The sequence below is a fragment of the Microbacterium sp. NPDC088619 genome (assembly GCF_044752825.1).
In the GTDB taxonomy this organism is placed as follows: domain Bacteria; phylum Actinomycetota; class Actinomycetes; order Actinomycetales; family Microbacteriaceae; genus Microbacterium.
In genome coordinates this window covers 1,269,674-1,291,624 of record NZ_JBIVLZ010000001.1, presented here as the reverse complement: position 1 = coordinate 1,291,624, position 21,951 = coordinate 1,269,674, and the positions used below count along the sequence as shown (strand labels likewise).

The window sequence follows — 21,951 nt, the reverse complement described above, 5'->3', positions numbered from 1 at the left end:
GACGACGTCGTCGGATGAAGGGCCGTGGCGACCCTGTGGACGGCGAGGCCCCCGGTGTCGGCGGTCTCGGGCAGAGTGGAGACATGACTTCCACCCCCTCTGTCGATACCCGCGGCGCTGCACTCTCGGCGCTGCGCGAGCTGGTCGGTCGCTCCGACGCCGACTTCCACGACGGGCAGTACGAGGCGATCGAAGCGCTGGTCGAGGGGCGTCGCCGCGCACTCGTCGTGCAGCGCACGGGGTGGGGCAAGTCGGCCGTCTACTTCGTCGCGACGCTGCTGCTGCGACGGCAGGGTGCCGGGCCCACCGTTCTGGTGTCGCCTCTTCTCGCGCTGATGCGCGACCAGATCGCTGCGGCCGAGCGGGCCGGCGTGCGGGCGGTCGCGATCAACTCGACCAACGCGCACGAGTGGTCGGAGGTGATGGGGCAGCTCGACCGAGACGAGGTCGATGTGCTGCTCGTCTCTCCCGAACGACTCAACAACCCCGCGTTCCGCGAGCAGCAGCTGCCGGCGCTCGTTCGACGGATCGGCATGCTGGTGGTCGACGAGGCGCACTGCATCAGCGACTGGGGCCACGACTTCCGGCCCGACTACCGACGCCTGCGCGACCTCATCGAGCAGATGCCGCAGTCGGTGCCCGTGCTGGCCACGACGGCGACGGCGAACAGCAGGGTCGTCGCCGACGTCGCCGAGCAGCTCGGCACAGGGGGTGCCGACTCCTCGGGCGGCGAGCCGGAGGTGCTGACGATCCGCGGTCCGCTCGCCCGCACCTCGCTGAGGCTCGGGGTGCTGCGTCTGCCCAACTCGGCGAGCCGTCTGGCGTGGCTGCTCAGTCACCTCGACGATCTCCCCGGTTCCGGCATCATCTACACGCTCACGGTCGCCGCCGCGGTCGACACGGCGCGACTGCTCCGCGATCACGGCCACGAGGTGCGCGCGTACACAGGGCAGACCGACACCGACGAGCGCACGGAGTCGGAGGGGATGCTGAAGCGCAACGAGGTGAAGGCACTCGTCGCCACGAGCGCCCTCGGCATGGGGTTCGACAAGCCGGATCTCGGTTTCGTGCTGCACCTCGGCGCTCCGTCATCACCGGTCGCGTACTACCAGCAGGTCGGTCGTGCCGGCCGTGCGAGTGAGAGCGCCGACGTGCTGCTGCTGCCCGGCGTCGAAGACCGCGACATCTGGCACTATTTCGCGACGGCGTCGATGCCCGACCGTGAGCGTGCCGAGCGCGTGATCGGGGCGCTCGGCGACCAGCCGATCTCGACTCCCGCGCTCGAGGCCATGGTCGACATCCGGCGCACGCCGCTCGAACTGCTGCTCAAGGTGCTCGATGTCGACGGTGCGGTGCGGCGCGTGCAGGGCGGATGGGTGGCCACGGGTGAGCCCTGGACCTACGACGCCGAGCGCTACGAACGCATCGCAGGTGAGCGCCGAGCCGAGCAGCAGCACATGATCGACTACGAGCAGACCGACGGCTGCCGGATGGAGTTCCTGCAGCGCTCTCTCGACGATGACACCGCTGCACCGTGTGGCAGGTGCGACAACTGCGCGGGCATCTGGTTCCCGAGCGAGATCGGCGAGGCAGCGACCACGCAGGCTGCGGAGTCGCTCGATCGGGTCGGCGTCCCCGTCGAACCGCGACGCGCCTGGCCGACGGGAGCCGACAAGCTCGACGTCCCGGTCAAGGGGCGCATCCCTGCGGGGGAGCAGGCAGGGGAGGGGCGAGCCCTCGCCCGATTGACCGACCTCGGCTGGGGTGGCACTCTGCGGGAGCTCTTCGCGGCAGGAGCACCCGACGCCGCAGTGACTCCGCAGGTGCTCGGCGGTTGTGTGCGGGTCCTCGCCGGCTGGGGATGGGCAGAACGCCCGGTCGCGGTGGTGGCCATGCCGTCGCGTTCGCATCCGCTGCTCGTCGATTCGCTCGCCCGCGGGATCTCGGAGATCGGGCGGCTTCCGTACCTCGGTGCGCTCGACCTGGTGAACGGGGGACCCACGGGGCAGCCCGGTGGCAACAGCGTCTTCCGTCTCGCCGGTCTGTGGGACAGGTTCAGCGCGCAGGGTCTCGACATTCCCGAGGGTCCGGTGCTCCTCGTAGACGACATGGCCGACAGTCGATGGACTCTCACGGTCGCCGCGCGCACACTGCGTCATGCCGGCGCCACGGAGGTCCTTCCGTTCGTGCTCGCGCTCCGCGGCTGACGCCCGCGTCAGGAGCATCGATCAGCGCTTCGTCGATGCGTCCCGTTCTCTCGACCGCATCCTCTGAACGGCTGCGGCAAGCAGCGGTACGTCGGATCTCGCAGTCGTCATGACGATGGCATGCGTGGTGTCGAAGTAGCGGTGCGCGAGGTAGTCGCGCATTCCAGCGATCTCCGCCCACGGGATACCGGGCTCGGGCGCGGTCGCGGCTTCGCTGAGGCCCTTGACCGCCTCGCCGATCTCGATGAGCCGTGCACGAATGGCATCGAAGACGATCTCGTCATCGCTGTCGATTCGGCGCTCGTAGCGAGAGACCGCCTCGCAGGCGGCCGCGATGTCCTGAAGCCTCTCGGACGTGTGCCGGTTCACAACGTGACGGCTTCACGTTCGACCGCTTCTGCCACCGCGGGTTTGAGGCCGTCGGAGGGGACAAGGTCGACCGGTCGGCCGAGTATCTTCTCGGCCTCGCGCCGCATCCGCAGCAGATCGAACACGCCGACGGTCGGCGCGACATCGACGGCCAGATCGATGTCACTTGACGCACTCTCGTCGCCGCGAGCGACGCTGCCGAAGAGGCGGATGCGCTGCACCCCGAGCGGCAGGAGTGCGCGCCGGAGTTCACCGGACAGAGCGATCACTCGGTCGCGCGCGCTCTGCTCCTCCGGAGTGCGCGGGGTGACCTCGACGATCAGCCCAGCAGCCGAGATCAGCCGGTCGACCGCGTCGAAAGACGGCTCGCGCCTGCCGGTCTCATATTCGCTGACGACGCTCTGCGTCACGCCAGCCAGTCGAGCCAGAGCGGACTGCGTGAGTCCGCTCTGGCGGCGGGCGTAGCGGATCAACTCGGCGGCGCGACTCATGCAGTGATGATATCGCCTATCCGCGATATCGTGGATAGGCGATTGATCTCTCAGCGCAGGTCGTACACGCGCTTGTACTTGCCCTCGCTGCGGGGCAGCGTGCCGGGCTCCTCGACCTTGACGTCGACGCTGGTGCCGATGTGCATCTTGATGCGGTGGTGGAGCACCGCCGCCGCGGCGTCGCACTCCTCGGCGCTCAACGACGGGTGCCGCTCGATGCGCACTGTCATGGTGTCGAGGTGCGCGACATGGTGCAGCTCGAGCACGAAGTGCGGCGTCAGCGTCTCGATCCCCATCACGAGCTCCTCGATCTGCGTGGGGAACAGGTTCACACCGCGCAGGATGATCATGTCGTCGTTGCGTCCGGTGATCTTCTCGATGCGCCGCAGAGCGGGGTAGGTCGTGCCGGGAAGAAGTCGCGTCAGGTCGCGTGTGCGGTATCGGATGACAGGAAACGCCTCCTTGGTGAGAGACGTGAACACGAGTTCGCCCAGCGCTCCGTCCGGCAGTCGATCGCCCGTGTCGCCGTCGATGATCTCGGGCAGGAAGTGGTCCTCCCAGATGTGCGGCCCGTCTTTCGTGAGCACGCTCTCGCTCGCGACACCTGGTCCCATGACCTCGCTGAGCCCGTAGATGTCGACCGCGTCGATGTTCAGTCGTCGCTCGATCTCCCGCCGCATCTCGTTCGTCCACGGTTCGGCGCCCAGTACCGCCACTCGCAGCGATGTCTTCGTCGGATCGATCCCCGCCGTCTCCATGGCATCCGCGATCGTGAGCAGGTAGCTGGGGGTGCAGAGGATCGCGTCCGGCTCGAAATCGGCGATCAGCTGCACCTGCCGCGCGGTCTGCCCTCCCGACACCGGGATCACGGTGGCCCCCAGCCGCTCGATCCCCGCGTGTGCGCCCAGCCCACCGGTGAAGAGTCCATAGCCGTATGCGTTGTGGACCTTCATCCCCGCGCGGATGCCGGCCGCGTGCAGCGACCTCGCGATCAGATCGCTCCATCGGTCGAGGTCGCCCTCGGTGTAGCCGACGACGGTCGGACGCCCCGTCGTGCCGGACGACGCGTGGATGCGACGGACGTCTGGCATGGGAACGGCGAACATCCCGAACGGGTAGCTCTCGCGCAGGTCGGCTTTGGTGGTGAAGGGCAGCTTCTGCACGTCGTCGAGGGTGCGGATGTCGTCGGGGTGCACACCGTGCTCGTCGAACTTGCGGCGATAGACCGGCACATTCTCGTACGCGTGGTGCACCGTCCACTGCAGGCGCTCCAGCTGCAACCGGGCGAGCCGGTCGGGCGAGTGCAGGTGCGCCTCGGTGCCGATCTCGGTACGTGCTGTGATCATCGTCGACTCCTTCGTCATGAACGGGACACTGAGCGTTCGGGCGCTCAGCCCGGGTGCGATCGGTTGGTGGTGAGCGAGCGGCCGCGCACCTCTGCGACGACATCGCCTGACTCATCGGTCACGGTCACGTCGTAGAGCCCGTTCCGGCCGCTGACGACCCGGCGAACGGCACGTGCCGTCAGACGGTCGCCCGAAGTGGTCGACTTCAGGAACGTGATGTCGGCGCCGCCGGCGACCGTGACGCGCTCGTCTTCGTTGCAGGCGATCGCGAAGGCGGTGTCGGCGAGAGTGAAGACCAGCCCGCCATGCGTGATCGCGAAGCCGTTCAGCATGTCGTCGCGCACCGTCATCGACACCACGGCCTCTCCCGGTGCATCGAGTTCGACCACCATGCCGAGCATCGCCGACGCGGCGTCGCGCTGCATCATGGGCCTCATGCGGCTGCGACCTCGGGTGCGGGCTCCTTGCTGACCAGAGTGAGCACGTCGTAGGTCGCGACGAGCTCGTCGGCCTGGTTGCGGATCACGGCATCCCAGCGCACCTCGCCGTACTCATCGGTCTCGCGCGGCGTGATCTGCTTGGCGGTGAGCTCGACGCGGATCGTGTCGCCGGGGGAGACGGGCGTGATGAAACGCAGGTTCTCGAGCCCGTAGTTCGCGAGCACGGGCCCGGGCTCTGGGTCGACGAAGAGACCGGCAGCCCACGAGACGAGCAGGTAGCCGTGCGCCACGCGTCCGGGGAAGAACGGGTTCGCCGCAGCGGCCGCCTCATCCATGTGCGCGTAGAAGGTGTCACCCGTGAAATGGGCGAACGTCTCGATGTCGGCGAGCGTCACCTCTCGCGACGCCGAGACGATCTGGTCGCCGATGCGGAGCTCGGCGAGCGACTTGCGGAACGGATGCCGACCATCGCTGCGCGCCGCAGCACCCGCGTGCCAGACCCCGGTCAGCGCCGTGAGCATCTCAGGCGAACCCTGCACCGCGGTGCGCTGCATGTGGTGCAGCACCGCGCGGATGCCGCCGAGCTCCTCGCCGCCGCCTGCTCGGCCGGGCCCGCCGTGCACGAGATTCGGCAGCGGAGAACCGTGACCGGTCGAGGAGCGCGCATCGTCGCGGTCGAGCAGCAGCATCCGGCCGTTGAACGGAGCGATGCGCGTGGCCAGCTCCACCGCCTGCACAGGGTCGTGCGTGGCGACGCTGGTGACCAGTGATCCGCCGCCCCGGGCGACGAGCGCTGCGGCGTCGGCGATCGTGTCATACGTGAGCAGGGACGACACCGGACCGAACGCCTCCACCGAATGGGCGGCCTCTGACTGAGGGTCGTCGAAGCGCAGCAGCAGCGGTGAGACGAACGCGCCGTCGGGCGAGGGCCCGGTGCTGCCGTCGAGGAGGCGCACCTCGGGGGCATCGGTCGAGCCGATGACGATCCGTCCGCCCGCATCCTGCAGTCTTCCGACTTGACGCAGCACCTCGTCACGCTGCGCGGTCGAGGCGAGGGGGCCCATGGTGACTCCCTCGGCTCGCGGATCGCCCAGCACCGTCTTCGCGGTGATGCGCGCCTGCACGGCGGCGATCACTGCATCCGCCGAACCGGTCGGCACGATCGCGCGGCGGATCGCCGTGCACTTCTGACCGGCCTTGCTCGTCATCTCGGTGACGAGCTGCCGGACATAGGCGTCGAACTCGGGGGTCCCCTCGGTCGCGTCGGTGCCGAGCACCGAGGCGTTGATCGAGTCGGTCTCGGCCGTGAATCGCACCCCACCGGTCTGCACGGAGGGGTGCGCCTTGAGGCTCTCGGCCGTCGAGGCACTGCCGGTGAAGCCGACGATGTCGCCGAGTCGCAGGCTCTCGAAGAGGTCGGGCACGCTCCCGCTCACGAGCTGCAGCGAGCCGTCGGGAAGCAGGCCCGACTCGACGAGGATCCGCACCATCGCCTCGGCGACGTAACCGGTGGGCGTCGCCGGCTTCACGAGGGTCGGCATGCCCGCGAGGAACGCCGGCGCGAACTTCTCGAGCGATCCCCAGACAGGGAAGTTGAAGGCGTTGATCTGCACGGCGACGCCGGGCAGCGTCGTGTAGACATGGCGCCCGAGGAAGGATCCGTCCTTCGACAGCGGCTCGACCGGCCCGTCGACGTGCACGCGGCTGTTCGGCAGCTCACGGCGGCCCTTGCCGGAGTACGAGAACAGCACCCCGATGCCGCCGTCGATGTCGACCCACGAGTCGGCCTTCGTGGCGCCAGTGCGGGAGGAGAGAGCGTACAGCTCGTCCTTGCGGTCGGTGAGGGCGAGGGCGAACTGCTTCAGCAGCACCGCGCGCTGATGGAAGGTGAGGGCGCCGAGGCTCCGCTGACCCACGGAGCGAGCGTGCTCCAGCGCGCCGGCGAGATCGAGGCCATCGGTGGAGACGAGGGTGACGACCTCGCCGGTCGACGCATCGCGCACCTCCGCGGACCGGGTGGGGGACGAGGGCGTCCACCACTCGCCCTGGACGTAGCTCGGCAGATACTCGGTCATCTCTCCTCGTTCCATGCGTAGAACCCTTCGCCGCTCTTGCGGCCGAGCTTTCCTTCGGCGACCATGCGCCGCAGCAGATTCGGCGGCGCGAACCGCTCGCCGAGCGTGCGTTCCAACTCCTCGGCGATGCCCAGCCGCACATCGAGCCCGACGACGTCGGTGGTGCGCAGCGGGCCCATCGGATGCCGGTAGCCCAGAGTCATGGCCGCATCGATGTCGGCTGCTGACGCGACACCCTCCTCGAGCATCCTGATCGCCTCGAGGCCGAGCATCACCCCCAGCCGCGACGACGCGAATCCGGGGGAGTCGCGCACGACGATCGGCGTCTTGCCGAGGGCTGCCACCCAGCGCCCCGCGCTCTCGGTGGTAACCGCGTCGGTCGCGGCTCCGTGCACGATCTCGACGAGTGCCGAGGCGGGCACCGGGTTGAAGAAGTGGAGGCCGAGGAATCGCTCGGGGCGCAGCCGAGCCGCGGCGAGGTCGTCGATCGAGATCGACGAGGTGTTGCTCGCCAGAGTGGCGTGTGCGGGCATAGCGACCTCGGCGCGAGCGAGCGCCTGTTCTTTGAGGTCGCGATCTTCGGGCACGGCCTCGATCACGAGGTCGCTGTCGGCGAAAGACGTGATGTCGGCGCCGGTCGCCAGGCGAGCGCCGATCTCCGTCTCGTCGAGGGACGGGTCGCGTTCGACCGATCGCCGGATGCTGTCGCGGATGCGATCGTGCGCCGCATCGGCGCTCGCCGCATCGCGCTCGACCACGCTGACGCGGGACCCTGCGAGCAGGAACGCATGCGCGATCCCCGCGCCCATCCGCCCTCCGCCGAGCACCCCGACCCTGACCGGTGCGTTCTCCGGGACGCTCATCGGCTCTTCCTCTCGAGGAACGCGGTCATGCGGCGGTGCTTCTCCGCAGACTCGAACAGCTCGGCCTGCAGCTCGAGCTCGACAGCCGGATGTCCGGCGCGCGGAGTCCGCAGAGCACGCTTCGTGTACTGCGTCGCCAGCGGATCGTTCGCCGCGATGCGATCGACGATTCCGTGCGCGGCGGCGAGCAGCTCGTCGACCGGATGCAGCGATGACACGAGCCCCCACTGCAGCGCCTCCTCGGCGTCGAGTGCCCGGCCGGTGAGTAGGAGCTCGCTCGCCCTGGCATCGCCGACGATCTCGGGCAGGCGCCAGGTCGCGCCGGCCGCGGCGATGATCCCGAGTCCTGTCTCGGGATTGCCGATGCGCACCGCACGCGTCGCGATGCGGATGTCGGCTGCGTAGGCGAGTTCCGCTCCGCCGCCGAGCGCGTAGCCGTCGATCGCCGCGACCACAGGCATCGGCAGCTGATGGATGCGGATGAACAACGTCGCGTTGATGCCGCGCTTCGCGTCGTCCGCGGTGCGATCGCGCAGCTGGGCGATGTCGGCGCCCGCGGCGAAGACGCCGTCGGTGCCGGTGAGGATGAGGGTGCGGGGAGTCTCTTCGAGCATCGCGCACAGCTCGTGCAGCGCATCGACCGTCTCCTGGTCGATCGCGTTGCGCTTGTCCGGGCGGTCGAGCGTGGCGATGACGCGGTCGTGCTTTTCCTCGATGCGCAGGGTCATGTCAGACGCTCCACGATCATCGCCGTTCCCTGGCCGACGCCGACGCACATCGTGGCCAGTCCGTATCGCGCGTCTTCGCGCTCGAGTCGGCCGAGCAGGGTCACGATCAGGCGGGATCCACTGGAGCCGAGGGGGTGGCCGAGCGCGATCGCTCCGCCGTCGGCATTGACGATCGACGGGTCGAGGCCCAGGCGCCGGATGCAGGCGAGCGACTGCGATGCGAAGGCCTCGTTCAGCTCGACGGCTCCGATGTCGCCGAGCTGCAGGCCCGCGTTCGTCAGCGCCTTCTGAGTCGCGAGCACCGGACCGAGCCCCATGATCTCGGGGGCCAGTGCGGCGGTCGCCGATGCGACGATCCGCGCGCGTGGTCGGAGCCCGTGCCGCTCGACGGCTTCGGCGCTCGCCACGACGATCGCGGAAGCTCCGTCGTTCAGCGAGCTGGAGTTGCCGGCGGTGACGACCTCGCCGTCTGCGACGACGGGGCGCAGCCTCGCGAGTGCGTCGAGCGTGGTGTCCCGCCGCGGTCCCTCGTCGGTGTCGACGATGCCGTGGCCCGTCTCGACTCCGACGATCTCGGGGGCGAAGCGGCCCGCATCGATCGCGGAAACCGCACGCTGATGGCTCAGGAGCGCGAAGGCATCGGCAGCCGCCCTGGTGATCCCGTCGACGCGGGCGACCTCTTCCGCAGTCTCGGGCATCGTGAACGTCGCCTTGTCGCGGGCACCCAGCCGGGGGTTCGTGAAGCGCCATCCGATCGACGTGTCGAAGGCCGCTCCGGGCTTCGCCCACGCCCGCTCGGGTTTCGCCTGCACCCAGGGGGCACGCGTCATCGATTCGACCCCGCCGGCGACGATGAGGTCGGCGTCCCCTGCGCGCACGGCGTTGGCCGCGATCGCGATGGCGGACATGCCCGAGGCGCAGAGCCGGTTCACCGTGAGGCCGGGGATCGAGTCGGGGAGGCCGGCGAGGAGCACAGCCATCCGGGCGACGTTCCGGTTGTCCTCGCCCGCCTGATTCGCGGCTCCGAGAATGACCTCGTCGATCGACTCGGCAGGGATCGACGATCGGGCGACGGTCTCGCCCACCACGAGGGCCGCCAGATCATCGGGACGGATGCCGGCGAGTGCGCCTCCGTAGCGCCCGACGGCGGTGCGAACCCCGTCCACGAGATAGGCCTCGGACATCGTCATCCTCTCGAACGCCCACGCTGGCGATATTTTCAGACCGATCGGTCAGGAATACGATCTCAGATCCTTCCGCGAATGGCAACTCATCGGGACTGACAGACTGGGGCCATGGCACAGCCCGGAATCGGCGCGCCGGCCCCCAAGCGCGGCCGGCCAGGTTATGACCGCGAACAGGTGCTCGCGGTCGCCGTCAAGGTGTTCAACGAGCACGGCTACGACGCCACCAGCGTCGCCGATCTGAGCGCGACGCTGGGGCTCACCAAGTCGGCTCTGTACCACCACTTCGAATCGAAGTCGGCAATTCTCGCACTCGCGCTCGACGACGCGCTCGATGCACTGGAGGCCGTCGTCGACGACGCGACAGCGCGGCATCCGCTGGCCTCCGACCGCCTGCGGGCGATCATCCGCGGAGCTGTGCGGGTGCTGACCGAGAAGCTGCCCTCGGTCACACTGCTGCTGCGTGTGCGCGGCAACGGCGATGTCGAGACCTCTGCTCTCGTGCGCCGGCGGGCGTTCGATCAGCGGGTGACGGCGATCGTCGCCGAGGCCCAGGCCGAGGGGCTGATCCGTGTCGACGTCGATGCGGCGGTCGCGACGAGGCTGATCTTCGGCATGATCAACTCGGTCGTCGAGTGGTATCGGCCCGGCGGACCCGTCGACCCCGACGAACTGGGGGAGGACATCCTCAGGGTGAGCCTGGACGGACTGCAGTCGCGCTGAGTCGACTCAGTCGTCGGCCGGAGCCACCCGGGGAGGCCAGCTGGTGGCCCCGAGTTCGCGTGAGATGTTTCGCGCCGTCTCCCGGAGCGCGTTCAGCACGACATCGGATGCAGGAGCCTGCGATGTGGGCATCACGACGGCGACCGCGGCGATGATGTCGTTCGAGGCGTCGGCGACCGGTGCGGCGACGGACGATTCTCCGAGCACGGCCTCATCGGTCTCCGAGGCGCTGCCGCGTTCTGCGATGGCGGGCAGATCGAGCAGCAGTCGAGCGACGTCGGTGATCGTGTCACCGGTGAGGCTGTGCAGCGGCCGTTCGAAGACGGTGCGCTGGAAGCCCAGGTCGTGTGCGAGGAGCACCTTTCCCATCGCCGAGGCGTGAGCGGGGATCGCCACACCCGTCTCGAGCATCTGCTGGCTGTCGTCCGGGCGCAGGTCATGGTGGATCACGAGCACCTCGTGGAAGTGCGGTGCGCCGAGCCGCACGGGCAGGTTGGTCCGGCGGGCGAGCTCCTGGGTCCAGCGCATGGCCCGTGCCCTGACGTCGAGCGTGTCGAGGTAGACGTTGCTGAGGCGCAGCAGCGTGGGCCCCAGCATGTAGCGCTGCCCGCCACGCTCCTTCGCGACCAGGCCGTGCTCCCGGAGTGACTTCACGATCCCGTGCACGGTCGACGGGGGGAGGCTCAGGGCCAGGGAGAGATCGGTGATGCCGAGGTGGCGCGCTCCCTGCAGCAGTTTGAGCACTTTCGCCGCCCGATCGATGGCCTGGATCATCGAGGCTCCTCCCTCCGGATCGTCGTCGAGCCGGACACTCTCATCGGTCGTCAGGTCGATCTTGACAACTCGACTGCGCCCGAGCATATTCGACATTGACGAATAACTTTCCAATATTGCGAAAGATCGCCACCGCAGAGATCAAGGGAGATCGAACGATGAAGAAGCTCATCAACAACCCCGCCGATGTGCTGGTCGAGTCGCTGCGAGGCGTCGCTCTCGCGCACCCCGAACTGTCGGTCGACCTCGAGACGCACGTGATCACGCGCGCGACGCCGAAGGCGCAGGGAAAGGTCGCGGTCGTCTCCGGTGGCGGCTCGGGACATGAGCCGCTGCACGGCGGGTATGTCGGTGTCGGCATGCTCGACGCGGCCGTCGCCGGTGAGATCTTCACCTCGCCCACTCCCGACCGCGTGCAGGCTGCGACCAAAGCCGTGGACCGCGGTGCGGGGGTTCTCCACATCGTGAAGAACTACACGGGTGATGTGCTGAACTTCGAGATGGCCGCCGAGCTCGCCGCGATGGACGGCATCGAGGTCGGCACCGTGATCGTCGACGACGATGTCGCCGTGCAGGACTCGCTCTACACGGCGGGGCGCCGTGGGGTCGGACTCACCGTGCTGCTCGAGAAGCTCGTCGGAGCGGCAGCGGAGGAAGGGCAGGATCTCGCCTCGATCGTGGAGCTCGCCCAGCGCATCAACGGTCAGGGGCGCTCGATGGGAATGGCGCTCACGAGCTGCACGGTCCCCGCAGCGGGCAAACCCACGTTCGACCTGCCGGATGACCAGATGGAGATCGGCATCGGCATCCACGGCGAACCCGGTCGTCACCGCGAGCCGCTGGCCCCCGCGTCCGAGATCGCTCGTCAGCTCGTCGAGCCGATCCTCGCCGACCTCGACGCCGCCGGACCCGCGATCGTGATGCTCAACGGCATGGGCGGATCGCCCCTGATCGAGCTGTATCTGATGTACGGCGAGGTCGTGTCGCTGCTCGAGGAGGCGGGAGTGCAGATCGCACGCAACCTGGTCGGCGACTACATCACGTCACTCGACATGGCCGGTTGCTCCCTCACCGTGCTGAAAGCCGACGACGAGCTGCTGCGGCTGTGGGATGCCCCGGTGAACACGCCCGGACTGCGGTGGGGAGCATGATGGCGGCGATCGACACCGCGGCCCTCGCCGACTGGATCCGGCGGTTCCGCGACGTGATCGCCGAGAAGCGCGAATGGCTCACCGAGCTCGACTCGGCGATCGGCGACGCGGACCACGGGGCCAACATGGCGCGCGGGATGGATGCGGTCGTGGCGAAGCTCGACTCGGGCGTGCCGTCGACCGTCGACGAGCTGCTCAAGACGGTCGGCATGACCCTCGTCAGCTCGGTCGGGGGCGCCAGCGGACCGCTCTATGGGACGCTGTTCCTGCGGATGGGCATGGCCGCAGGACCTGTCACCGAACTCGACGCGGCCGGCCTCGCGGCCTCAGCACGAGCGGGCCTCGACGGCATCGTCGCGCGGGGCAAGGCCGAAGCAGGCGACAAGACCATGTTCGATGCGATGGCGCCCGCGGTGGACGCCCTCGACGCGGCGATCGCCGGCGGGGCGGACCTCGAAGAGGCGACCGCGGCGGCTGCCGAGGCTGCGGCTGTGGGACGCGATGCCACCGAGTCGCTCGTGGCACGCAAGGGACGCGCGAGCTACCTCGGTGAGCGCAGCGCCGGACACATCGATCCGGGGGCGGCATCCACGACGCTGCTGTTCGAGGCGCTCGCGCGGGCCACCACGGAATCGTCCTGATGATCGGCATCGTCGCCGTCTCCCACAGCGCTCGGCTCGGGGAGGCGGCCCTCGAGCTTGCCCTGCAGATGGTGCGGGGCGGCGGAGTGCGCGTCCTGGTGGCCGCGGGGGCGGGCACGGATGCCGACGGCACCGCCGTTCTCGGCACGGATGCCGTGGCGGTCGCGGCGGCCATCGACGAACTGGCCGCCGACTGCGACGGTGTCCTCGTGCTGATGGATCTCGGCTCGGCGGTGCTGAGCGCCGAGCTCGCGCTCGAGCTGCGGATGAGCGACGTCGCGGTTCGTCTCACGCCCGCGCCCTTCGTGGAGGGGTTGCTCGCCGCAGCAGTGTCTGCGGCGGCCGGTGCATCGCTCGAGGTCGTGGCCGAGGAGGCCGCTGCTGCGCTGGGCGCGAAGACCGGCCAGCTCGGCGATCCGGAGGCGCCTGCCCCTCTCGCCGCCCCGGCGCTCGTCGAGAGCGACACGGCGACCCGCGTGGTCGCCGTGCGCAACCCCCTCGGCATCCACGCGCGTCCGGCCGCGCTGATCGCCGAGGCCGCCGCGGGGGCTGATGTGCGACTGACTCGGCTGCCCCACGGGCCGGAGGCAGCGGCGGCCAGCCTGTCACGGCTGCTGATGCTCGGTGCCAGGCAGGGCGACGAACTGCGCGTCTCGGCGACCGGCGCCGACGCCGACGGCGCTCTCGATCGACTGGTCGCGCTGTTCGACGACGGATTCGGTGAAGGAATCGACGTCGCAGAGACACCGACAGAGCTCGTGCACCAGCGATCGATGGATCCTCCGGACGTGGCGCCGGTGACGTCCGGGACGGTGCTGAGCGGGCGAGGCGTGAGCTCGGGCCGTGTCGCGGCGCAGGCCGTGCTGCTGGCTGCGCCGCTCGACGAGCCCGACCCGGGAATCACGGTCGAGGCAGACGAGCGCGAGAGCGAAGTGTCGGCGATCGAGTGGGCAGCCGTGGCGGTGGCCGATCAGCTGCGCCGCCGCACGTCGGCGGCGACAGGCGAAGCGCGGGCCATCCTCGACGCCTCGCGTCTGCTCGCCTCCGACCCCGAACTCGTCGCCGACGCGACGGCGCTCGTGCGATCGAAGGGGTGCACCGCCGCCCGAGCGGTCTGGGAGACTGCTGTCGCGCACGAGAAGGGGCTCAAGGCACTGGGAGGTCGGATGGCCGAGCGTGCTGCCGACATCCGCGACGTCCGCGATCGGATCATCGCCGAGATCCTCGAGGTCGAGATGCCGGGTGTCCCGGAACGGGACGAGCCTTTCGTGCTCGTCGCGACCGACCTGGCGCCGGCCGACACCGCCGCCCTCGAGGGCGGCAACTGCGTCGCGCTCGTGACCGAGCAGGGTGGACCCACCTCGCACACCGCGATCATCGCCCGCTCGCTCGGAATCCCGGCGGTCGTCGGGGTCGCCGGTGCCACGGGGATCGCATCCGGCGACCTGATCCTCGTCGACGGCGACCGGGGCACGGTCGAGGTCGACCCGAGCAGCTCCAGGATCGAGGAGGCGAGAGCCGCGGCGATCGTGGTGCCCTTCGACGGGGAGGGAATGCTCGCCGACGGTCGCCGGATCGCACTGCTCGCCAACGTCGGCGGGGCGGCCGAGGCGCTGACGGCCGCGGCATCGGGCGCCGAGGGAGTGGGCCTCTTCCGCACCGAGTTCTGCTTCCTCGACCGCGTCGACGCGCCCTCGATCGATGAGCAGGTCGACGCCTACAGGGGCGTTCTCGCGGCGTTCCCGGGGCGGAAGGTCGTCGTGCGCACGCTCGATGCGGGCAGCGACAAGCCTCTGCCCTTCGCGAACTCCGACGCGGAGGAGAATCCGGCCCTCGGCGTGCGTGGATTGCGGATCGCGCGGCGATCGCCCGCCTTGCTCGACGATCAGCTGCGAGCTCTCGCGCTCGCAGCGGAGGCGGAGTCTGCGCTCGTCGAGGTCATGGCTCCGATGGTGGCGACGGTCGATGAGGCGCGAGACTTCGCAGAGCGTGCCCGGGAGGCCGGACTGGAGACGGTGGGGGTGATGATCGAGACGCCCTCCGCCGCGCTCCTCGCCTCCGAGATGCTCGAGGTCGTCGATTTCGTCAGCATCGGCACCAACGATCTCGCTCAGTACACGCTCGCGGCCGATCGACTGCTCGGAGAGCTGGGCGATCTGAACGATCCGTGGCAGCCGGCCGTGCTGCGACTGATCGGGCAGGCGGGTGCGGCCGGACGTCGGTGGAGCCTGCCGGTGGGCGTATGCGGGGAGGCCGGTGCCGATCCCACTCTGGCCGCAGTGCTGGTGGGGCTCGGCGTCACCTCGTTGTCGATGACACCCCGTGCGCTGGGTCGGGTCGCGACGGCGCTCGCCGGTGTCACGGGCGAGCAGTGCGATGCCGCTGCGGAAGCGGTGTTGAGAGCAGCGACGGCGGCCGATGCCCGCGCCGCTGCAGCTGCCGCACTCAGCGGAGAGTGAGGGGCGGGCGTCCGGTCAGCGACATATGCGATCTCCGGCATGTCTTCCTCTCATTCTGATCTCGACATGCGCAGGCTCCTGGCCGAGGTCGCCTCGGCGCCCCTAGGCTCCGAGGAGGGGACGTCTGCATCGGCGAATGACGAGGTCGGAGGATTCAATGGCTGTCTTCACCACGGGTCGCGCGCGAGTGATGCTCGCCTCGATCGGGATCGGCACCTTGGTCGCCGTGAGCGCCTGCGCCCCGAGTCCTCAGACGTCATCACCTCCGTCGCCTTCGCCGTCGCAGACGACCGCGTCACCAGAGCCTTACGCCGGACCGATCGTGTTCGTCGGAGATGAACTCGACGCGTTCGCGCTCACCCCAGAGGAGATCGTCGGGATCCTGCCCGAGGCCACCGACGTCGGCGAGCCCTCGCCGGTGCTCGAACAGGTGTCGGATGGCGGGGCTCTCCCTGCGGATCCGCCGATCTGCGATGCCCTCTATGCCGAGCAGTCACTCGGCAGCGTCGGGGCGAGAACGATCGAGTGGCAGGTGCCGACGGATCCCGCCAATGGGTTCGGCCGGATGACGATCATGCAGTTCGCCGATGAGGCGCAGGCCGAGGGGCGCATGGATCAGTTGCTCCAGGCGGCCGAGCAGTGCGCCGAGTTCGCCAAAGAGGGAGCCATCACGTTCGATGCCGTGATTCCCGAGCCGTCGGAGGATGTCCGGGCGTTCGCGGGCTCACTGATCGACGCGGGTCTCGACTGGCGATCGTTCAGCACGTTCGCGTCGACCGGGAACGTGATCGTCCAGCTGTGGCAGCCTTTCACCGGCGAGCGCACCTTCGACGCCGAGGCCGCCGCCCTGCTGCTGCAGAGCCGCGCTGCGGAGGCCAGGTCGGGACTGATCGAGGAGCTCACCGAGAACCCGCCCATCGCGGAGACCGACCCGTCCGGCGACCCCGGCGCCGTGTGGAGCGACTGGCAGATCGGTGTCGGCGGGGTCGGTCCGCTCCGCTTGGGCGACTCGGTCGATTCCGCGATCGCCGCAGCAGGACCCGATGCACAGGTCGTCGAGCCCGAGTACGATGGCGGGCCGTGGACGCTCGTCGCCCCCGAGGGGGCCGGGACGATCCTGGTGCATCCCGCCGAGGCCGGCGACGCGGTCTGGTCGATCACCGTCGGGAACGATCGCAGCCTCGGCGAGAGCGTCGTCGAGGGAACTGCGCTGCCGGCTCGGGGCGAGATCCAGGTCGGTGCTCCCGCAGCCGACGCGATGTCCGCCTACCCCGGGGGCACCGTGGTCGATGTCGTGTCGTCGAGCGATCACTACTATGCCGTCACGACGCGCGACGGGCAGGTCTTCCGATTCCAGGCCGATCGCGGGGCTCTGGAGGAGGGATCGACGATCGTCGGCATCACGGTCGAGGACGCCACGGCACGCACGCCGCTCGTCTTCGGCTGACGGCGAGTCGGTCGTGTGACCGACCGGCCCGCCGTCCGGCAGATGTCAGGACTCCGTCAGGCGTGCAGGTCGACGCCCTTGGTCTCCTTCACCATCGATACGGCGATGAGGGAGATCACCGCTGTGATGGCGATGTAGACGCCGATGGTCCAGGCTGCCTGGAACCGGTTCATCAGAGCCTCCGCGATCATCGGTGCGAACGCCCCGCCGAGGATCGCCCCCAGCGCATATCCGATCGAGACGCCCGAGTAGCGGACGTTGGCCGGGAACATCTCGGCATAGAGGGCCGCCTGCGGGCCGTACGAGAGCCCGAGGGCGAACGTCATCACGAACAACGCGACGAAGTACCAGAGGATGTTCGCGGTGTCGATCAGGAACCACATCGGCACGGCCCAGACCGCGAGCGCGATGTAGCCGATCTGGAAGGTGCGGACCCGCCCGAGGCGGTCCGACAGATGACCGCCCCACAGCGTGAAGATGAGCCATCCGAACGAGGCGAGGGTCGTGGCCAGCAGCACGGGAGGACGTTCCATGCCGAGGGCGGTGACCGCGTACGTGGCGAAGAACGCGATGAGCAGGTAGCCGGCGGCGTTGTTGCCGATGAAGATGAGCGCGGTGAGCACGACCTGCTTGGTGTTCTTGCGGAACAGGCGGCCCAGCGGCGCGGAGGCCTCCTGGCGGCGACGGCGGAGATCCTCGAACACCGGGCTCTCGTCGACTGCGCGCCTGATCACGTAGCCGACGGCGATGAGCACGATCGACAGCAGGAACGGAATCCTCCAGCCCCACTCGAGGAACGCCTCGGGCGACATCGAGCTCGTCAGCACCCAGAGTGTGGCTGTGGCGAGGATCATGCCGATCGGGACACCGATCTGCGGGAACGCGCCGAAGAGCCCCCGGCGGGTGTTCGGTGCGTGCTCGACGGCCATCAGCGCCGCACCGCCCCACTCGCCGCCGGCCGAGAACCCCTGCAGGATGCGGAGCACGATGAGCAGGATGGGTGCGGCGACACCGATCGCCGCGTAGGTCGGCAGCAGTCCGATCAGGGAGGTGGAGAGTCCCATCATCACGAGCGTGAAGACGAGCATCTTCTTGCGGCCCAGTCTGTCGCCGAGGTGCCCGGCGACGATGGCTCCGAGGGGGCGGAAGAGGAAGGAGATGCCGATGGTGGCGAAGGAGAGTATCTGCGCGAACCCCTTGTTCTCCTCGGCGATCGGGGCGAGGAAGAGCGGGGCGAGCACGAGGCCGGCGGCTTGTGCGTAGATGAAGAAGTCGTACCACTCGATCGAGGTGCCGACCAGCGTACTGGCGAGGACTCGCCGTTCCTCGGCGGGCATTCGCGCCGTCGAGTTGCGGGCGGAGACTGCTGACGTCATGAGAACTCCATTGTTCTGCGGGTGGGGGAAGAGCGACGCTGCGTCGCCCCGAGCTACTTACCGAATGATCGGTCAGTAATTGACGAGAGTAGCGTACGCCGACCCTCGGCCCAAGCGCGAGTCCCTCACACTCTCCCGAACGCACGGAGCGGATGCTCGATGAGCTCCGTGACTCGTCGGAGGAAGCTCGCGGCGTACCCGCCGTCGCACACCCGATGGTCGAACACCAGCGAGATCTGCACGATGCGGCGGGGGACGATCTGGCCGTCGACCACCCACGGGCGCTCGATGATGCGACCGATTCCGAGGATCGCGACGTCGGGGTGGTTGATGATGGCGGCTGAGCCGTCGACCCCGAGCCCGCCGTAGTTGTTCAGCGTGAATGTCGATCCGCGCAGGCGCTCCGGCGGCATGGTCCCGGCACGGGCGGCGGTCGTCAGCTCGCGCAGCGCCGCGTCGAGCTGTGCGACGGTGAGGTCGTGGGCGCGGGGGATGACCGGAACGACGAGCCCGCGTGCGGTGTCGGCGGCGACGCCGAGATTGACCCCCTCGAACGAGATGAGCTCGGTCGCATCGTCGCTCAGCCGAGAGGCCAGCACAGGGTGATCCTCCAGCGCGAGCAGCACGAAGCGCGCGATGATCGCCGTGAGCGAGGGGGCCCTGCCGCCCTCCGGCGCCATGCCCGCGCGCAGCGCCCACAGCTCGGTGGCGTCGACGTCGACCCACACGGTCGCCTCCGGGATCTCGGAGCGACTGCGGCTGAGCTTCGCGCTCACGGCTCTGCGCAGGGCCGACAGACGCTCGCGAGAGACCACGGTGAGTCCGTCGAGGTTCTTCGCGCTCGTGGTGAGGTGCTGTGCCGCGGCGCCGTCGACCGCATCGTCCACCGCCGCAGCCAGGACATCGGCGCGGGTGATCGAGCCGTCGTGTCCGGTCGGGGTGATGTCGTGCACGTCGAGCCCCAGATCCCGCGCCAGACGTCGGACGAGCGGTGAGCGCACCGCCACCGGACGCCGTGCGGCATGCTCCGCCGGGGTGGGATCACCGGCCTCCTCCGACGTCGGCTCTGACGGTGTCGCGCGCGGACGACGACGACCGGTCGTCACCCGCTCGGAGGTTCCGTAGCCGATCAGGACGTTGCCCGACCCCGCTCGCTCCTCCTCTCGGTAGGCGTCGTGCTCGACGGCATCCGACCCCTTCGCCGCGTCAGACTCGGTCGGAAGCGCGGGTCGCGCCACGTCGGCGACCTCGAGCACCGCCGCGCCGACATCGATCGTCTCGCCAGGCTCTCCGTGCAGAGCGGTCACGACTCCCGCGAAGGGCGAGGGCAGCTCGACGACGCTCTTGGCCGTCTCGACCTCGGCGATCGCCTGGTCGGTGACGATGGTGTCGCCGACCGCGACCAGCCATTGCACGAGACCCGCCTCGGTCAGGCCTTCGCCGAGATCGGGCAGGCGGAACACGCGGCTCGTGAGCGCGGTCATGATGCGTCCTCCCAGTGCAGCGCATCGATCGCGTCGAGGACGCGGTCTACATCGGGCAGATACCAGTGCTCGAGCTTCGGCGGCGCGTACGGGGTGTCGAAGCCGGTGACGCGTCGGACCGGTGCCTCCAGATATTCGAAGCATCGCTCGAACACCCGCGCCTGGATCTCGGAGGCGACGCTGGCGAAGCCCGGGGCTTCGGCGATCACCACGGCTCGTCCGGTCGAACGCACCGCGGCCGTGACCGTCTCGTCATCGAACGGCGACAGTGAACGGACGTCGACGACCTGCACACTCCGCCCCTCGGATGCCGCGACGTCTGCCGCCTCGAGAGCGAGCGGCACCGAGGCGCCGTAGGCGATCAGGGTGACGTCGGTGCCCTCGCGCGCGACCCTGGCGGTGCCGATCTCGGCGACGACCGCAGTGTCGACCTCGCCCTTCGTCCAGTACAGCTTCTTCGGTTCGAGGAAGATCACCGGGTCAGGCGATGCGATCGCTGCACGGAGCATCGAATACGCGTCCTGCGGGGTCGACGGACTCACGACCGTGAGTCCGGGAGTGTGAGCGTAATACGCCTCCGACGAGTCGCAGTGGTGCTCGACTCCGCCGATGCCGCCGCCGAACGGGATGCGGATCACGAGAGGCATCCGCACAGCGCCGCGGGTGCGGTTGCCGAGCTTCGCGACGTGACTGACTATCTGCTCGAACGCCGGAAGGGCGAAGGCGTCGAACTGCAGCTCGACGACGGGACGCATGCCGTTCATCGCCATGCCGACGGCGGTGCCGACGATGCCGGATTCGGCGAGCGGGGTGTCGAAGCACCGGTCCTCGCCGAACCGTGCGGTGAGTCCGTCGGTGATCCGGAAGACGCCCCCGAGTGCGCCGACGTCTTCGCCGAACACCACGACCTCCGGGTCGCTCTCGATCGCATCCCCGAGAGCGAGGTTGAGGGCGGCGGCCATGCTCATGGTCGATACGGCCGCTGAGCGCGTGTCGACGCGGACGTCGTCGTGGGCGATGGTCATCGTGCACCTCCTGCGGTCGCGTGCGTGCGTTCGATCTCGCCCCGCAGCATGTGCCACTGCTCCTCGCGCTGCGGCGATCGGGACTCGGTCACGAAGCGGAAGAGGTCCTCGGGGTCGATATCGGCATCCGTGTTGAGGGCCTCGCGCATCGCCGCGGCCGTCTGCTCAGCCCCGTCGGTGAACTCGGCCTCGAGCTCTTCCGTGAGGGCGCCCGTGCTCGTGAGAAGGGCGCGCAGGCGCGCCAGTGGATCCCGAGCGACCCACGCCTGCACCTCGGCGCGCTCGCGGTAGCGGGTGTCGTCGTCGGCGTTCGTGTGCGCCTGCATCCGATAGGTATGCGCCTCGACGAGCGTCGGTCCCTCGCCCGCGCGCGCCCGATCGACCGCTTCGCCGAGCACCGACAGCACCGCGGCGACGTCGTTGCCGTCGACGCGCTGCCCCGGCATCCCGTATCCGATCGCCTTGTGCGCGAGGGAGGGAGCCGCGGTCTGACGGCTGAGCGGCACCGAGATCGCGAACTCGTTGTTCTGCACGAAGAAGACGACGGGCACTCGGAAGACGGCCGCGAAGTTCATGGCCTCGTGGAAGTCGCCCTCGCTGGTCGCACCGTCTCCGCACAGGGCCACGACCACCGTGCGCTCTCCGCGCCGCTTCGCGGCATACGCGAAGCCGACCGCGTGCAGGAGCTGCGTGGCGAGGGGGGTCGCCTGCGGAGCGACGTGGTGCTCTCGCACGTCGTAGCCCGAATGCCAGTCGCCCTTGAGCAGCACCATCGCCTCGGCAGGAGCGACGCCGCGCGCGATGACCGCCACCGAGTCGCGGTACGTGGGGAAGAGCCAGTCGTCATCCGCGAGAGCGAGAGCGACGCCGATCTGGCAGGCCTCCTGACCGTGCGACGACGGGTAGACGGCCAGGCGGCCCTGTCGAACGAGAGCGCTGGCCTGGTCGTTGATGCGTCGGCCCTCGACGAGGCCCCGATAGGCGGCGAGCAGGGCGTCGGCGTCCGGCAGCGCATAGCGCTCGTCCTCGATGACCCGTCCGTCTGCGTCGATGAGCTGGACCGCGGTGTCGCGCGGCAGCAGATCTGTGTGTTCCATCCGTTCGCCCTCCTTGCCGAACCTGATGAGGACAGCTTGCGCCTCTGCCGACAAACGTCCAACAACAATCG

The 21,951-nt window shown here is 69.2% G+C and carries 19 protein-coding genes; 6 read left to right on the top strand and 13 right to left on the bottom strand.

The window, feature by feature from the left end:
* Positions 1-83 precede the first annotated feature (83 nt).
* Entirely contained in the window at positions 84-2,207 is a 2,124-nt protein-coding gene (locus ACIP5T_RS06520) for a RecQ family ATP-dependent DNA helicase (RefSeq protein ID WP_400861653.1), read from the top strand.
* A gap of 21 nt (positions 2,208-2,228) precedes the next feature.
* Here ACIP5T_RS06520 and ACIP5T_RS06515 read toward each other — a convergent pair whose 3' ends face one another.
* From ACIP5T_RS06515 to ACIP5T_RS06480, 8 genes are read right to left on the bottom strand one after another with little or no spacing between them, the layout of a single operon-like run.
* Positions 2,229-2,576, bottom strand: a complete 348-nt coding sequence (locus ACIP5T_RS06515; RefSeq protein ID WP_400861651.1) for a DUF86 domain-containing protein — start codon at positions 2,574-2,576, stop codon at positions 2,229-2,231.
* Positions 2,573-3,067 (bottom strand): helix-turn-helix domain-containing protein, encoded by a 495-nt coding sequence (locus ACIP5T_RS06510; RefSeq protein ID WP_400861650.1) that lies wholly within the window; start codon positions 3,065-3,067, stop codon positions 2,573-2,575. The genes ACIP5T_RS06515 and ACIP5T_RS06510 overlap by 4 nt, the downstream gene beginning before the upstream one ends.
* Positions 3,068-3,117: 50 nt before the next feature.
* Positions 3,118-4,413 (bottom strand): phenylacetate--CoA ligase PaaK, encoded by a 1,296-nt coding sequence (gene paaK, locus ACIP5T_RS06505; protein ID WP_400861648.1) that lies wholly within the window; start codon positions 4,411-4,413, stop codon positions 3,118-3,120.
* A 44-nt stretch (positions 4,414-4,457) separates the two neighbouring features.
* Positions 4,458-4,841, bottom strand: a complete 384-nt coding sequence (gene paaI / locus ACIP5T_RS06500) for a hydroxyphenylacetyl-CoA thioesterase PaaI (protein ID WP_311242977.1) — start codon at positions 4,839-4,841, stop codon at positions 4,458-4,460.
* Positions 4,842-4,846: 5 nt separating this feature from the next.
* Complete coding sequence (gene paaZ / locus ACIP5T_RS06495; protein WP_400861645.1) at positions 4,847-6,928, bottom strand: phenylacetic acid degradation bifunctional protein PaaZ; 2,082 nt, start codon at positions 6,926-6,928, stop codon at positions 4,847-4,849.
* Positions 6,925-7,791 carry a 3-hydroxyacyl-CoA dehydrogenase family protein gene (locus ACIP5T_RS06490; RefSeq protein WP_400861643.1) on the bottom strand — a complete coding sequence of 289 codons (867 nt, stop codon included), beginning with the start codon at positions 7,789-7,791 and terminating at the stop codon, positions 6,925-6,927. Before ACIP5T_RS06490 ends, paaZ begins: the two co-directional genes overlap by 4 nt.
* On the bottom strand, positions 7,788-8,519 hold the full coding sequence (locus ACIP5T_RS06485) for an enoyl-CoA hydratase/isomerase family protein (RefSeq protein WP_400861641.1): 732 nt from the start codon (positions 8,517-8,519) through the stop codon (positions 7,788-7,790). Before ACIP5T_RS06485 ends, ACIP5T_RS06490 begins: the two co-directional genes overlap by 4 nt.
* Positions 8,516-9,703, bottom strand: a complete 1,188-nt coding sequence (locus ACIP5T_RS06480) for a thiolase family protein (RefSeq protein ID WP_400861640.1) — start codon at positions 9,701-9,703, stop codon at positions 8,516-8,518. The genes ACIP5T_RS06485 and ACIP5T_RS06480 overlap by 4 nt, the downstream gene beginning before the upstream one ends.
* A 111-nt stretch (positions 9,704-9,814) precedes the next feature.
* On the opposite strand from ACIP5T_RS06480, the gene ACIP5T_RS06475 reads away from it, so the two are divergent.
* Positions 9,815-10,426: a TetR/AcrR family transcriptional regulator gene (locus tag ACIP5T_RS06475; protein WP_400861638.1), complete on the top strand. Its 612-nt coding sequence runs from the start codon at positions 9,815-9,817 to the stop codon at positions 10,424-10,426.
* Between the two features lie 6 nt (positions 10,427-10,432).
* Here ACIP5T_RS06475 and ACIP5T_RS06470 read toward each other — a convergent pair whose 3' ends face one another.
* A complete protein-coding gene (locus ACIP5T_RS06470; protein ID WP_400861637.1) occupies positions 10,433-11,200 on the bottom strand; it encodes an IclR family transcriptional regulator in 768 nt (255 codons plus the stop codon).
* A 158-nt stretch (positions 11,201-11,358) separates the two neighbouring features.
* Here ACIP5T_RS06470 and dhaK point away from each other — a divergent pair, with 158 nt between their 5' ends.
* The 4 genes from dhaK to ACIP5T_RS06450 all read left to right on the top strand — a co-directional run bounded on the left by dhaK (position 11,359) and on the right by ACIP5T_RS06450 (position 16,898).
* On the top strand, positions 11,359-12,351 hold the full coding sequence (gene dhaK, locus ACIP5T_RS06465; protein ID WP_400861635.1) for a dihydroxyacetone kinase subunit DhaK: 993 nt from the start codon (positions 11,359-11,361) through the stop codon (positions 12,349-12,351).
* Positions 12,351-12,992: a dihydroxyacetone kinase subunit DhaL gene (gene dhaL / locus ACIP5T_RS06460; protein ID WP_400864644.1), complete on the top strand. Its 642-nt coding sequence runs from the start codon at positions 12,351-12,353 to the stop codon at positions 12,990-12,992. The genes dhaK and dhaL overlap by 1 nt, the downstream gene beginning before the upstream one ends.
* Entirely contained in the window at positions 12,992-15,451 is a 2,460-nt protein-coding gene (gene ptsP, locus ACIP5T_RS06455) for a phosphoenolpyruvate--protein phosphotransferase (RefSeq protein ID WP_400861633.1), read from the top strand. Before dhaL ends, ptsP begins: the two co-directional genes overlap by 1 nt.
* A gap of 157 nt (positions 15,452-15,608) precedes the next feature.
* Entirely contained in the window at positions 15,609-16,898 is a 1,290-nt protein-coding gene (locus ACIP5T_RS06450) for a hypothetical protein (RefSeq protein WP_400861631.1), read from the top strand.
* A 56-nt stretch (positions 16,899-16,954) separates the two neighbouring features.
* Here ACIP5T_RS06450 and ACIP5T_RS06445 read toward each other — a convergent pair whose 3' ends face one another.
* From ACIP5T_RS06445 to pdhA, 4 genes are all read right to left on the bottom strand, one after another.
* Entirely contained in the window at positions 16,955-18,274 is a 1,320-nt protein-coding gene (locus tag ACIP5T_RS06445) for an MFS transporter (RefSeq protein ID WP_400861629.1), read from the bottom strand.
* 125 nt (positions 18,275-18,399) lie between these two features.
* On the bottom strand, positions 18,400-19,758 hold the full coding sequence (locus ACIP5T_RS06440; RefSeq protein WP_400861627.1) for a dihydrolipoamide acetyltransferase family protein: 1,359 nt from the start codon (positions 19,756-19,758) through the stop codon (positions 18,400-18,402).
* On the bottom strand, positions 19,755-20,783 hold the full coding sequence (locus ACIP5T_RS06435) for an alpha-ketoacid dehydrogenase subunit beta (RefSeq protein WP_400861625.1): 1,029 nt from the start codon (positions 20,781-20,783) through the stop codon (positions 19,755-19,757). The genes ACIP5T_RS06440 and ACIP5T_RS06435 overlap by 4 nt, the downstream gene beginning before the upstream one ends.
* Positions 20,780-21,880 carry a pyruvate dehydrogenase (acetyl-transferring) E1 component subunit alpha gene (gene pdhA, locus ACIP5T_RS06430; RefSeq protein WP_400861623.1) on the bottom strand — a complete coding sequence of 367 codons (1,101 nt, stop codon included), beginning with the start codon at positions 21,878-21,880 and terminating at the stop codon, positions 20,780-20,782. The genes ACIP5T_RS06435 and pdhA overlap by 4 nt, the downstream gene beginning before the upstream one ends.
* Positions 21,881-21,951 lie beyond the last annotated feature (71 nt).

Bases quoted from the DNA above. Each gene is read 5' to 3' on its own strand.
- dhaL (WP_400864644.1), top strand. From the start codon at position 12,351: ATGGCGGCGATCGACACCGCGGCCCTCGCCGACTGGATCCGGCGGTTC.
- paaI (WP_311242977.1), bottom strand. From the start codon at position 4,841: ATGATGCAGCGCGACGCCGCGTCGGCGATGCTCGGCATGGTGGTCGAA.
- dhaK (WP_400861635.1), top strand. From the start codon at position 11,359: ATGAAGAAGCTCATCAACAACCCCGCCGATGTGCTGGTCGAGTCGCTG.
- ACIP5T_RS06490 (WP_400861643.1), bottom strand. From the start codon at position 7,791: ATGAGCGTCCCGGAGAACGCACCGGTCAGGGTCGGGGTGCTCGGCGGA.
- ACIP5T_RS06485 (WP_400861641.1), bottom strand. From the start codon at position 8,519: ATGACCCTGCGCATCGAGGAAAAGCACGACCGCGTCATCGCCACGCTC.
- paaK (WP_400861648.1), bottom strand. From the start codon at position 4,413: ATGATCACAGCACGTACCGAGATCGGCACCGAGGCGCACCTGCACTCG.
- ACIP5T_RS06510 (WP_400861650.1), bottom strand. From the start codon at position 3,067: ATGAGTCGCGCCGCCGAGTTGATCCGCTACGCCCGCCGCCAGAGCGGA.
- ACIP5T_RS06520 (WP_400861653.1), top strand. From the start codon at position 84: ATGACTTCCACCCCCTCTGTCGATACCCGCGGCGCTGCACTCTCGGCG.
- ACIP5T_RS06470 (WP_400861637.1), bottom strand. From the start codon at position 11,200: ATGATCCAGGCCATCGATCGGGCGGCGAAAGTGCTCAAACTGCTGCAG.
- pdhA (WP_400861623.1), bottom strand. From the start codon at position 21,880: ATGGAACACACAGATCTGCTGCCGCGCGACACCGCGGTCCAGCTCATC.
- ACIP5T_RS06480 (WP_400861640.1), bottom strand. From the start codon at position 9,703: ATGTCCGAGGCCTATCTCGTGGACGGGGTTCGCACCGCCGTCGGGCGC.
- ACIP5T_RS06475 (WP_400861638.1), top strand. From the start codon at position 9,815: ATGGCACAGCCCGGAATCGGCGCGCCGGCCCCCAAGCGCGGCCGGCCA.
- ACIP5T_RS06450 (WP_400861631.1), top strand. From the start codon at position 15,609: ATGGCTGTCTTCACCACGGGTCGCGCGCGAGTGATGCTCGCCTCGATC.
- ptsP (WP_400861633.1), top strand. From the start codon at position 12,992: ATGATCGGCATCGTCGCCGTCTCCCACAGCGCTCGGCTCGGGGAGGCG.
- paaZ (WP_400861645.1), bottom strand. From the start codon at position 6,928: ATGACCGAGTATCTGCCGAGCTACGTCCAGGGCGAGTGGTGGACGCCC.
- ACIP5T_RS06440 (WP_400861627.1), bottom strand. From the start codon at position 19,758: ATGACCGCGCTCACGAGCCGCGTGTTCCGCCTGCCCGATCTCGGCGAA.
- ACIP5T_RS06445 (WP_400861629.1), bottom strand. From the start codon at position 18,274: ATGACGTCAGCAGTCTCCGCCCGCAACTCGACGGCGCGAATGCCCGCC.
- ACIP5T_RS06435 (WP_400861625.1), bottom strand. From the start codon at position 20,783: ATGACCATCGCCCACGACGACGTCCGCGTCGACACGCGCTCAGCGGCC.